The sequence below is a fragment of the Thiomonas sp. SCN 64-16 genome (assembly GCF_001725585.1).
In the GTDB taxonomy this organism is placed as follows: domain Bacteria; phylum Pseudomonadota; class Gammaproteobacteria; order Burkholderiales; family Burkholderiaceae_C; genus Thiomonas; species Thiomonas arsenitoxydans.
The window spans coordinates 18,943-30,698 of sequence record NZ_MEGQ01000033.1 but is presented as its reverse complement, the minus strand read 5'-3'; the positions used below and the strand labels follow the sequence as shown (position 1 = coordinate 30,698).

Here is an 11,756-nt window from a genome sequence, read left to right as displayed (position 1 = left end):
CATCAGGTCACGTCCATCAACGAACCCGGTGAAGATCAACTCCGTTTCGGGGCAGCGCATGCCTAGGAGCGATATGAAATCGGCTCTGACCTCGTGGGCGGTCCGGTCGTTGTGATAGACGAGTTCGCTATCGCTGAAGCCGGTGAGCTTGCCGCTATAGCGGTTAATCGCGATCACGTCGGTGAAGAAATCACCGTTGTTGCGGCTGCCGTAGGCCAGCAATGGGTTACCGGTGAACTCCGAGAACACCGCGAGAAGTGCCTCGCCGATGAACGTCTGCTTCTTCCGGTACTTGTCTTTCACCGGATCGGCGGGATCTAGCTGAGGCACATCAGGGTCAATCGGACAGTTGCGCAAGACGTGGACGTTACTGACACCCCGGTCACGCTGTTGCTTGATCAGCAAGCAGGTATCGGCGAACCCAACGGGAATCTCTCCGGCCTCTATCACGCGCCGGACGTCACGCTGAAATTCAACGAACTCGGTGTAGGGGTTGGACTTGACCCGCTGCAGGACGGAAAGCAGGGTCTGGCGGTCAGCATCTGAAAAGCAGTAAAGAGGTTGCATCGATTGATTCCTCCGAAGTTGCATGGAAGCTCGTTTCGCAATGGCCGCTTATCCGGCACCACACCTGAAATCGAGAAGGCTGTGTAGCCATTGATCACAACCAAAAGCTCTTCCACAGGCGGCAACGTAATGCTATAAACTCATTACGTCAATTCTGTGACGCCACCACTGACGGGAGATGCACCATGCCGCACAATGACGAAGCCACTCATGCCAAACCTTCTGGTCACCGCTGGAAGGTGCTGGGAGTCGGCGTTGCTGCCAATGCCAGCTTTGCCGCCGTTTTCCAAGGCATTCCGATGGCTGCCGTATTCATGCGGTCTGACTACCATCTGAGTAACGAGCAGCTTGGCTTGGTACTGGGGCTGCTGGGGCTGGGCATTGCAATCAGCGAGGTGCCATGGGGCTTGTTAACTGACCGTTGGGGCGACCGCAAGGTGCTGTTGGCCGGACTGGGCGGAACAGCCCTGGCCCTGGGCTTGATGGTGTTGATCGCGGTGCCTCACGACGGGACGGCTTGGCGGCAGCGTCAATGGTGCCAGCGGACGCGCGGTGATGACTTGGTTCGCCGAAGGCGAACGCGGTTTGGCAATGAGTGTGCGTCAAACAGCGGTGCCCTTGGGGGGAGGATTCGGCGCGTTGGTGCTCCCGGCCCTGGCTTCATGGCAGGGCTTTGACGTCGTGTTCGGACTGCTCTCGTTGTTGTGTGCCGTGTCGCTGTATTTCACTTGGCGCTGGCTGCACGAGCCACCCACTTTGACCAGTTTGACCCTATCAAAAGCGGTCAAGACAACGGATGCATTGCCAGATGGGCGTCATCCCCTGCACGATGCCGCAGTCTGGCGTTTCGTGGCAGGCATTGGCTTGCTGTGTGCGCCACAGTTCGCCGTACTCACCTTTGCCACAATCTTCCTGCATGACTTTGCGCAAGCAGGCGTGGCACTCATAGCGGCGACCATGTTCACCGTGCAATTTGGCGCCATGGTGAGCCGCGTGTGGAGTGGTCGATGGACGGACCAGAAAAAGAATCGGCGTGAGTACCTGAGGCTGAGCGCGGCCTTGTCCGTCGTGGCCTTTGCTGCGCTCGCCCTGGGCGTTGTATGGGCAGAGCGCGCGGGTGGGGGCGGCGGGGCCGTAGCTTGGCTGGTCGGCCTGCTCGTTGTAGCCGGGGTCTGCGTTTCGGCTTGGCAGGGTGTGGCCTTCACCGAACTTGCCACCATCGTGGGCAAGCAACGCACCGGCAGTGCGCTGGGCATGGCCAACACTTGCGTTTTCGTTTCGTTGTTTTTCACGCCCCTGGCGATACCCTGGATACTGAGTATCAGTTCGTGGACAACCGTGTGGCTAGCTGCGGCAGTTTGCTCCCTGATCGTCATCCCGCTATTGCCTAAACCCGATAACGCCGACTTGTTGGCACGTTTGTTCAACCTTGGCCGCAGACAAGCCTTCCGAATAGACTGAGAAACCACAGTCACAGAGGGACCAGGTCATGGCTCTGACGGATTTCCGTTTCGACCTCGGCAGTCCGAGTCTCAACTTCATCGCGACCGTCGGCTCGCGACTTGGCGAGCATCCTATCGAGCGTTTGGACTCGGCGTCACGCCTTTCCGAGTGGATCGGACGAGCGGGATTGTTGCCCCCAGGTAGCCGCGAGCCCAAGGCGACGGTGGCCGACCTGGCCGCCGCAATTTTGCTGCGCGAGGCACTGTACCGCCTAGTGCATGATGTAGTGCATGGGATATCGCCGCGACGGGAGGACATGCGACTCGTGAATGAAGTGGCAGCGGCGACGCATCCGTCGCCCCCCCAGCTTGCGCGCCGCGACGGGTCGGTGTCAGCGGTCGCTGCCTCGCCAACAACGGTAACGCAGGTCTTAGCACTGCTTGCGCGGGACGCCATCTTGACGATAGGCGGGCCTGATCGGGCGTTCCTGCACGAATGCGAAGGCAAGACCTGTGACGGCATCTTCATCGACCGCTCCCGCGGTGCTCGGCGGCGATGGTGTTCGAGTCGAACCTGTGGCAATCAAGCGCGGGTCGAGCATTTTCGAGCAAAAACCGCTGACACAGCGTAAGCAATGGGATGGACGCCCCCACCTTCCGCGGTGACCTTGCCCGCGAAAAACGTATCCCTTGCTGAGTGATTCAATCCAAGCAAGAAACGTGATGTTGCTGCTGCGCGCGGTGAAAAAGAAATCCTTGGGGATACTGGCTTACCACAAGCCGTCTGCCTCTATGCATGCTCCAGCCGGGGAGTGTGGGCGCCGATGGCTGAACACCTTGACACACTTATGTGGCTTGTCTCTGGCTATTCTGCCGACAGTTGGATTCTGGAAATTGTGCCAATCCTCAGGCGGCTGGATTCGCTGAATTCACTCAAGTGAGGATGCAGTTAGCAATGGGTGGAGTGCTCACTGATAACGGGGATCAACATGATGGAGTCAAACCACTGGGAAGCTGTACAAGACATCAAGCTGCCGAAGTCGACAACAATCGACCTCAATGATTTCACTCCCCTATCCATATCCGTCATCAGGCGCGCCTTGTGCAGCTACGGTATTGCACTCGTCACTTTTGGCCGTGTGAGCGCCGAAAACGATGTGATCCTGTCGTTGATCAGCGCGCTCGGGCAGACGCACACACATGATGGCAAAGGCCGTGAAATCTGGGATGTGCGGGTCGGCGGAAGCGACGGTCTGGAAGCGCTGGCGATCTCGCACTCAGACCGTGAATTCTTCTTCCACACCGATTGCTGCTACGAGGCGGACGTGCCCGGCTATTTCGCGCTGTATGTCGTACAGCAGGACAGGCTCGGTGGAGGTGTGAACCTATTGATCAAGTCCGACGTCCTCCTGAGTCGTTTGTCTCCCGAAACCTTCCAGACTTTGACCATGGCGACTTTTCCGATTCGGGTGCCGGAGGAGTTTTATAAGGGGCGGGACAGAATCCATTCGTTATTGGTGGACGAAGATCACAACTTTCGCTATCGCCGCGATCTCATCGTACGCGAAGAATTGGACGCCCGGCAGAGCGCGGCCCTGACCGAGCTGGAAACGCAGATGGCGGACCCCAGGGTGTCGCGGCGCATTCGGCTGAGCGAACATCAGATGATGATTCTCGACAACAAACGCTATTTGCATGCCAGAACGCCGATCAAGGACCGTGCAAGACACCTGAAGCGGGTGCGGTTCAACATGGAATGTGCGGCCTGATCCGTTCAGTCAAAGTCGCTGGCAAGTCAAAACCACTCCGCAGTGCACGCCCACCTCATCTTCTCAATCGCGGTTTTCGCCATCGCATCGGTGCTGCACGGCGTCACTGGGATCGGTTTTCCGATCTTGACCACGGCGGCGCTGGCTATGTTCATGCCGCTTAAGTCGGCCATTCTGATCACGCTGTTTCCGACACTCGCCATCAACTTGCTGAGCTTTCTCAGCGGCCACAAGGCCAGCGATGTGATCAGGAGCAGTGCGCCGTTGGCCTTGTCCAGCACCGCGGGGAGTCTGCTCGGCGTGCAGTTGCTGTTCTGGGTGCAGCAGTCCTACCTGCTGCTGGTGTTGGCGCTGGCGACATTCTTTTATGTCTACTCCGCAGTTTTTCGCGACGTCAAGGTCGCTGCTCCAAGCCGGAGCGGCACACTCGCCTACGGCATGCTTGCCGGACTGGTTGGTGGTCCGACCAATGCGATGTCGCCCGTGTTGATGATGTTCCTGCTGTCGACAAGCGAGGACAAGAACACCATCAGCCAATCGGCCAACCTCTGTTTTCTGCTGGGCAAGATCAGCCAGCTCATCATCTTTTTTCTCTACGGCGAGACGATCTTTGAACCGAAGCTGTTGTCTTTGACTTTGGGCCTGACGGTGATCTCCGTCATCTTTCTGAACGTGGGCTTCACGCTGCGCAGACGGATCTCGGTTGCGCGGTTCAAGCACATCATCATCATCGTGCTGGCTCTGCTTGCCGTATCGCTCAGCGTCAAGGCCGTCACGCACTTGCTGGGCTCGCTTTGAAGGGTAGCCGTTCGAATGAATGGCTCACAACGCCAGCAGTTTGGCCGCTGAAGCAACCTCCTTGCAAGGGGATCTCCCTATCCTTGTGCAGCGAACAAACCCAATCTCGGGAGATCGGCCCCGGTCACATCGGAATCGTGAGGAGTCTGGCATGTCGGAGACGAATTCTCTTGATCTGACTCGCAAGGACAGCTACGCGCACTGGACTCAGGATCTGGCGCGCTATGGCGACACGGATCGCCAGGGACATGTGAACAACGCGGCCTTTGCGACTTTCCTGGAATCCGGGCGGGTGTCGATTCTGTACAACCCGTCCCAGCCCCTTGCGCCGCAAGGCACGTCCTTCGTGATCGCCCGATTGCTGCTGGAGTTTCGCTCCGAGATTCACTGGGGCTGCTCCATCGACATCGGCACGCTAGTCCTGCGCGTGGGCGCCAGCTCCGTCACCCTGGGGCAAGGGCTGTTCGTCGGCGACCGCTGCGTGGCCACGGCGGAGACGGTCATCGTGCTGATGGACGACAGCACCAGGCGATCCAGCCCTCTTCCCGACGCAACACGGGCCGAGCTGAAGCGGTACGAGATGCCGTCGGCGGCCGCGGCTGCCGGGCCCTGAGCATGAGCGCACCGCACGGCCGCTCCGAAGGCGCGCTCAACTCCCTCGGGGAGTCGAGCGGGGCGAGGAGGGTCGTCCAATGAGCGCACCGCACGGCCGCTCCCAAGCGCTCATCCCGCAGCGCGCAGCGCGGAGGGTCGTCCAGTGAGCAGCACGGTCGACTCGCTGAAGACGGTGTTCATTGGCGCATTCGCCCCTGTCCTGTGGGGCACCATGCCCATCGTGGCGACGCAGACCATCGCCCCGGGACATCCCCTGCTGGTGGCCACGGTGCGCAGCCTTGGCGGTGGGCTGCTGCTGCTCGCGCTGCTGCGCGAATGGCCTCCGCGCACCTGGTATGCGCGCGTCCTGATCCTGGGCCTGATCAACATTGCCGCGGTCTTCGCCCTGTTCTTCATTTCCGCGAGCCGCATCCCGGGCGGCGTCCTGGCCATCATCATGGCGCTGTCGCCATTCTGGGCGGCCTCGTTCGCCTGGCCCTTGCTGGGCCAACGGCCCAAGCTTGCAGATGCCGTACTGATCGGCCTGGGCGTGCTCGGCGTGGTCTTGATTGTGGGCACCTCGGACGCCCCAATGAATCCGCTGGGCGTGCTGGCGGCGCTGGGCGCTTCGGTCTGTATGGGGCTTGGGGTGGTGCTGATCAAGCGGTGGGGACGCCCATCGGGGCTGCTCGTCTTCGCGAGCTGGCAGCTCACCGCCGGCGGGATCATCCTCTGTGTGCTCACTCTGGTGTTCGAAAGGCAGCCACTGCCGCTCGATGCCGGATCTGTCGCCGGACTCGGCTACCTGATGCTCCTGGCCACGGTCGCAGCCTATCCCGCATGGTTTGTGGGGATCGAACGCCTGGGTGCGCAGCGCACATCGTTGCTGCTATTGTTGGTACCTGTCGTGGCCATGCTGCTCGGCGCCATCGTCCTCCAGCAAGGCCTCACGGGGCTTCAGTTTCTCGGGATGGTCGTCGTGTTGGGCTGCCTGGCGCTGTCTCAGCGCCACCTCTTCCTGAGGGAGCGGCACACCGATTCGTGATTTACAGTCTTGACCAATGGCTTGGCATCGGCGCAACGGATGCGTGCGCGATGGATGGTCTGGAGGCGAGAATGTCATCGATGCTCGCGAAAGTATCTTCACACCAGGTCCGCCAACGGATGGTTGCCGACGGCGACAAAACGTGCTCTGCGGTCTGGCTGCGCGCAATCGCCGAGTTGCTGCAAGCGCATTGTCTGGACGTGCCTCAACTGTTTGCGGAATCGGGCATGGTCATCGACATGCTGCACGGAGCACCCGGCCGCTTTGCCAGCGACAAGGTCTCCACACTATGGGGTCTGGCGGCGCTGCGCAGCAATAACCCCGCCATTGCTCTGACCATTCCCGAGCTGGCCAGGCCTGCGGCCTTCGGCGTCGTCAGCTATTCGATGCTGTCCTGCGAAAACCTCAGAGCGGGCTTGATGCGGCTCTCCCAGTACATGGGCGTGGTGAGTGAAGCGGCCACATTTTCCATCCACGAAGCGCCTGAGGGCTATTGGCTACAGCTCGATGTACAGCCCGAGCAGCAGGACGTGCCGCGCCAGCGCATCGAGTTCGATTGGCTCACCATCCTGGCATTCTGCAAGTGGGCCACAGGGCGGGAAATCCGCCCGCTCGCCATGGAGTGGCAAGCGGAAGATCCGGTCAATCCTGGCCCCCATCAGGCCGTGTTCCCTTGTTCGATGACTTTCGGCTGCGCGGCCAATCGCGTATTGCTTTCGCGCAGCGACATCCTCGCGACACTGCCAACCTGGGACGACCATCTGTCGGAATTGCACGATTCCTTGGCACGTGAGCAACTTGCATCGCTTCAGCCCCCCTCGACGTCAAGCCGCGTCAGGATGCTCATTGAGCAAGGGTTGCGAAACGGCGTGCCATCAAAGTCGGACGTCGCCCGGTCGTTGTGCATGAGTGAGCGCACGCTGCAGCGCAGGCTCGATGGTGAAGGCGTCACGTTCAAAAGCCTGATGGATGTCGTGCGACGGGATCTCGCGGACAACCTTCTCCGGCGCGCAGATGCATCGTTGGATGATCTCGCCGTCGCCTTGGGGTTTGCCGACGAAAGCGCAACGTATCGCGCCTGCCGGCGCTGGTTCGGAATGACGCCAGGAGAGTATCGACTTCATGTCGCCACACCCCGCGGCGCCAGTCCACAGCGTTCTTGATCGGTCGCCGTTCCATAAGACGAAACGCATGCCAATCGATACGGTGGTGGCCTCACCGTCTTCCTTCATACGCCGGCAGAATCATCGTCCGATTCACCAGCACGTTGAACGCATAGCCCGGCCGGATGATGAGTGTGGGCTGGATGTTCAGGTTGCGATTGAGCAGGTTGGTGCCGACGTTGTTGAGCTGCTGCGCGGTGGCTGCTGCTGCCTGCTGGCTGGCGGACGGGGTGTTGAGGGCGCCTGAGTTCTGCGGCTGGCTGAGCTGCGCGCCGACGCCGAGCAGACTCATCAGGATGGCGCTGCCGAAGACGCGGAAGTAGTGGTTGTCCACTTGGTCGTGGAATCCGGCCTGCCCCTTGCCATCGGTGCCCTCCATGCCGCGCAGGTCGATGGTGGCGCCGTTCGGGAAGATCAGCCTGCTCCAGGCCACCAGCACGCGGCTCTGGCCGTAGGCGATCTGGCTGCTGTACTGCCCGATCAGGCGCGTGCCCTGGGGAATGAGCACCACACTGGGATTCAAGCTGTCGTACACGGTCTGCCGCACCTGGGCGCTGATGGTGCCGGGCAGATCGCTGTCGATGCCGGTCAGCATCACGGCCGGGATCACGCTGCCGGCGAACAGCTCATGCCGGGCCAGGGGCGGCTGCACCGCGGCGGGCAGGTAGCCGTTGTCGCCCTGGGCCTGTGCGGCGTCAAGGAAGCCCTTGTTCTGTTGCTGGGGCGATGACTGACCTGCACCGCCCTGCCCTGTCGCGCCCTGGAGTGCAGTGAGCGCCTTCTGCAGGGCTTGTTCCTGCTCGCCCGGCTTGGGCGCTGCGCCGAGTGCGAGGCGGCGCAGTTGGTCGGCCGTATCGCTTCCACCCAACCTTGATGCGCTGGGCGCTGCCAACTCGACCTTGGCCAGGTGCGCGCTCTGGGCGGCCAGCACGGCGCCCTCCAGGTCTTTGTAGTGCTGCTCTTCCAGCCATTGGTGATACTTCTGGGCGGGGGTGAGCTGCTGCGGGTTGGGAGTCGTGGCCAGGGTCGTTCCTGGGGCTGGGGTTTGCAGGGATGAGCCCGGCGAGCTGGCTGAAGCCTTTGGTTTGGCCGGGTTCGATGCGCCGGGAGCGGGTGTCGCATTCGCCTGGGCCGCGCGCTGCATGGCCGCGATGTCGGGACTGGTCTGGCCGACCTGTTGCGCCCCGGAATCGCCGCCGTCAGAGGGGGCTGCCTGCTTGTTCCCGGCGGTCATGATGCCGAGAATCATGCCGCCAGCGATGACGCCCCCTGCGACGAAGGCGACTTTCTTGAAGTTCTTGCTCAGACGGGCGCCGCCCTCGCGCGGCGTGCCCTTGATGCTCAGGCCTTTCTCTTTCTTCTTGCCGGCGGTGGCGCCGTCCACGTCCTGCGCGAGCAGGCGGCTGTCGGTTTCTGGGGTGTCGGGTTGCTGGGGGTTGGTCATCATGGCCTCCTTCAACGCGCCCACCAGCCGGCGTTCATCTGCGCGTGATGGCAGGTGACGCTGCGCGAGCCTTTGCCAACTCCAACGACCAGCTTGAACTTCTGCGGCAGACCATCGATGACGAAATAGTCGTTCACCAGGCGGCTGTTGAGCAGCTCGGTGGTGTCGCTGGTGACGTTGAACACGGCGGGCGCATCGGTGTAGCGCATCTTGCCCGGCATTTGCAGATAGGTATGACCGCCGCCGGAGAACACGCGCAGCGGCAGCAGGTCGTCGTTCTCAAGATCGGCGTGCCCGTCGTCGAGTTTGCAGGTGTAGTTGAAGTCCAGCGTCGAGGGGTCGATGTGGCCCAGGGGGGCGACGACGGCCTGCTGCTTGGCTGCCGCCTGCGCCGCTTCGGCTGCGCGTTGTTGGGCGGCCTGTTGCTCCATGTTGATGACCAGTTGCTGCGGATCGTAGAAGCCGATTTGCGGCACATAGTTGTGCTTGTCGCTGACCAGGGTCATGTAGTACACCCGGCCGGCGTCGGTGGTGACGGCCAGATTGGTTGTCAGGCCTGCGGCGGTCGGTTTGACCACGACGACCGGCGTCTTGCCGGCATCGGCGGTCTGCACCAGCCAGCGCACGCTGTCGCCGATGGACAGGTTGGTGATGTGCTCGCCGGGCAGCAGGTTGATAACGCAGATGTGCAACGGCGCGCAGGTGATGGTGGGCTGGCTTTGGCCGTAGGCATACATCACCATGCCGTTGGTGCCGACCATGCTGGGCGCGCTGCCGGTATTCAGCCAGGTCTGCGCGGCGGCCGTGGTCGCCCGCCAGTACAGCGGGATCGGCGCCTTGAGGTCGTAGATCTGATGGCTGGTTTGCAGTGGGATCGATGTCGTGGTCTGGATGTCGGGTTTGGGTTGGGAGGCTGACGCTGCCGACGGCGCGGCGTGGGCGCTGGCCGCTGCGGCCAGGATGGCCAGGGCGAGCAGGGATTTGGTGGGATTCATGTTTGATCCTCCTGATAGAGCATGATGGAATTGACAAAATCTGGCCGCAGGATGCGCGGGCGCACCACGACGCCGAGCGCCCAGGTCGGCAGGCCGACAGCCGCAAGCCAGAAGGCATAAAAGAAGGGGTTGAAGCGGTAGCCCGCTGAATCGAACACAAAGGGCATGGCGATCAGGACGAATGGCACACACAGAACCAGGGCTTGTCCAATCGTCTCCAGGAAGGCTGAGACGATGTAACGCCCCGTCCACCTGGCGGCGGTTTTCTGGTGTTCCATCAGAGCGGTCACTTGGCGCCGCCGACGATCTGCGTCCAGGTCACGTTCTTGACGAACAGACCCAGCGGGTTGTCGAGCATGACCTGGGGGTTGTCGGCCAGCTTGGTGTCGAGGCCGGTGGTGATGTTGGCCCGCCAGTGCTCAACCGGTTTGGGCTGTCCCCCCTCGTAGCGCTGCTCATCCCAGCCGACCTGCCAGGTGTCCTTGCTGACGGGCAGGACGCTGGTGATGGTGACATTGACTGTGAAGTCGCCAAAGGGCGGGTGGGCCGCGTAGTAGGTGTTGAGGTAAGACCCGGCGTTGCTTCCTGCCATGGCGTAGACCTTGGCGATGAGCGCTTTCTGCGCAAGAGGATCGGGGATGACGCTGCGCGCCGTCCACACCCAGTTGGCGACCTGCGCCTCGATGATGCGCTGGCTGACGGCGTTGCCGCCCGCGGGTTGCGCCATCGCCACCGGGTTGCCCATCTTGTCGAGGGCGACGACGAAGGGCTGGATTTTGCTTTGTCCGCCGACGTAGGCGATGCCGGCGACCGCAATCGCCGCAACGGCTAGGCTGGCGAAGGCGGCGAGCCGCCAGGTCTTTGCGCGGGCGAGCGCGTCGCCATAGCGCTCATCCCATTCGCGCCGGGCGTTGAGGTAGGGGTTGGCTTCGGCCATACCGTTCTCCAGGGTGACGGCGCCAGACATTGGCGCCCTGCCCTGACTCTGCGGGATGGGGACAAGTGCATCAGCGGGTGATGCGTCTGTCAGGGAACCCGCGTCCGTGCTTTGCACCGACGCAAACCCATTGGCCCGGTGCAGACGGTCCGGCTGGCGGCGTTGGTGGCGATACCGCTCTCATGGCTATGGCAGCCATCGGCATGAAAGGGCTATGGGTTGTTCTTCACGCAGCCTCGCCAAGGGCGGATTGCCAAGAGTCGCACCAGTCACCACCAAGGTCTCGTCATTGACAAAGACAACCAACCGCGATTGTCTGCAGTCTCGCTACTACGCGAACAGCTGTAGTCGGCCGACTACAGCTGCTGCTTGACCAAGGCCCTCAGAATCCTATCGAGCGCCTCGAGCGCGGAAACTGCATCTCTCTCCATCTGGGCGCGCAGGATGGAGCCGTCCAGCGCCACAGCAATGGCCACAGCAAGTCCCCGGCGATCCTCCGATTCGGGGAGAAGGCGTGAGATCGTCTCAGCCATTTCGTCTTTGTGGCTCTTGGCGATGTCTGCAACTTCTGGCAACACACCTTCCAGTTCAACAACAGCATTCAGGAAGGCACAGCCCCGATAACCTTCGCTTTCGAACCATTCCTGGAATACGGCGACGAGCAACGTCGCCACGCTCCAGTCGCGCCTGCGGAGGCGCTCCAGTTCTCCGTTCAACCAATCCATCCAGAGCCGGTGCCGAAGCTCCAGATAGGCTTTGATCAGGTCGTTCTTACTGGGGAAATGCCGATAGAACGTGAGCTTGGCTACGCCGGATTCGGCGATGATGCGGTCGACGCCGGTGGCGCGCACACCGTCGCGGTAGAAGAGGTCGTGCGCAGTCCGCAGGATGCGGTCGCGCGCGGGTAGTGCTTCTGAGGCATGGATGTCTGACGGCATGACGGCATTGTAGACAGGTCTGTCTACATCAGCTAGAGTGGACTCGAGTAGACAAGTCTGTCTA

At 61.7% G+C, this 11,756-nt stretch carries 11 protein-coding genes and 2 pseudogenes; 7 read left to right on the top strand and 6 right to left on the bottom strand.

Features of this window, described 5'->3' with window-relative positions:
* Positions 1-567 (bottom strand): annotated as a pseudogene (locus ABT24_RS10360) (taurine catabolism dioxygenase TauD); the annotation flags it as partial.
* A gap of 185 nt (positions 568-752) precedes the next feature.
* Between ABT24_RS10360 and ABT24_RS10355 the strand changes: the two are divergent.
* From ABT24_RS10355 to ABT24_RS10325, 7 genes and pseudogenes are all read left to right on the top strand, one after another.
* Positions 753-2,028: pseudogene (locus tag ABT24_RS10355) on the top strand (MFS transporter).
* A 28-nt stretch (positions 2,029-2,056) separates the two neighbouring features.
* Positions 2,057-2,641 carry a CGNR zinc finger domain-containing protein gene (locus ABT24_RS10350; RefSeq protein ID WP_156054264.1) on the top strand — a complete coding sequence of 195 codons (585 nt, stop codon included), beginning with the start codon at positions 2,057-2,059 and terminating at the stop codon, positions 2,639-2,641.
* A 360-nt stretch (positions 2,642-3,001) separates the two neighbouring features.
* Positions 3,002-3,778 carry a TauD/TfdA family dioxygenase gene (locus ABT24_RS10345; protein WP_172979020.1) on the top strand — a complete coding sequence of 259 codons (777 nt, stop codon included), beginning with the start codon at positions 3,002-3,004 and terminating at the stop codon, positions 3,776-3,778.
* A 42-nt stretch (positions 3,779-3,820) separates the two neighbouring features.
* Complete coding sequence (locus tag ABT24_RS10340; RefSeq protein WP_172981004.1) at positions 3,821-4,576, top strand: sulfite exporter TauE/SafE family protein; 756 nt, start codon at positions 3,821-3,823, stop codon at positions 4,574-4,576.
* A 151-nt stretch (positions 4,577-4,727) separates the two neighbouring features.
* Positions 4,728-5,189: an acyl-CoA thioesterase gene (locus ABT24_RS10335; protein WP_156054261.1), complete on the top strand. Its 462-nt coding sequence runs from the start codon at positions 4,728-4,730 to the stop codon at positions 5,187-5,189.
* A 144-nt stretch (positions 5,190-5,333) separates the two neighbouring features.
* Positions 5,334-6,215 carry a DMT family transporter gene (locus tag ABT24_RS10330; RefSeq protein ID WP_156054260.1) on the top strand — a complete coding sequence of 294 codons (882 nt, stop codon included), beginning with the start codon at positions 5,334-5,336 and terminating at the stop codon, positions 6,213-6,215.
* Positions 6,212-7,378: an AraC family transcriptional regulator gene (locus tag ABT24_RS10325; protein WP_156054259.1), complete on the top strand. Its 1,167-nt coding sequence runs from the start codon at positions 6,212-6,214 to the stop codon at positions 7,376-7,378. Before ABT24_RS10330 ends, ABT24_RS10325 begins: the two co-directional genes overlap by 4 nt.
* Before the next feature lie 52 nt (positions 7,379-7,430).
* Here the strand turns inward: ABT24_RS10325 and ABT24_RS10320 are convergent, their stop codons facing one another.
* From ABT24_RS10320 to ABT24_RS10300, 5 genes are all read right to left on the bottom strand, one after another.
* Complete coding sequence (locus ABT24_RS10320; protein ID WP_156054258.1) at positions 7,431-8,822, bottom strand: TraB/TrbI/VirB10 family type IV secretion system protein; 1,392 nt, start codon at positions 8,820-8,822, stop codon at positions 7,431-7,433.
* An 11-nt stretch (positions 8,823-8,833) separates the two neighbouring features.
* Positions 8,834-9,817: a TrbG/VirB9 family P-type conjugative transfer protein gene (locus ABT24_RS10315; RefSeq protein WP_156054257.1), complete on the bottom strand. Its 984-nt coding sequence runs from the start codon at positions 9,815-9,817 to the stop codon at positions 8,834-8,836.
* Positions 9,814-10,095 (bottom strand): hypothetical protein, encoded by a 282-nt coding sequence (locus ABT24_RS10310; RefSeq protein ID WP_112488015.1) that lies wholly within the window; start codon positions 10,093-10,095, stop codon positions 9,814-9,816. Before ABT24_RS10310 ends, ABT24_RS10315 begins: the two co-directional genes overlap by 4 nt.
* Before the next feature lie 8 nt (positions 10,096-10,103).
* Entirely contained in the window at positions 10,104-10,784 is a 681-nt protein-coding gene (locus ABT24_RS10305) for a VirB8/TrbF family protein (protein ID WP_232054280.1), read from the bottom strand.
* Between the two features lie 326 nt (positions 10,785-11,110).
* Positions 11,111-11,692 carry a TetR/AcrR family transcriptional regulator gene (locus ABT24_RS10300; protein WP_112488014.1) on the bottom strand — a complete coding sequence of 194 codons (582 nt, stop codon included), beginning with the start codon at positions 11,690-11,692 and terminating at the stop codon, positions 11,111-11,113.
* Positions 11,693-11,756: the final 64 nt, after the last annotated feature.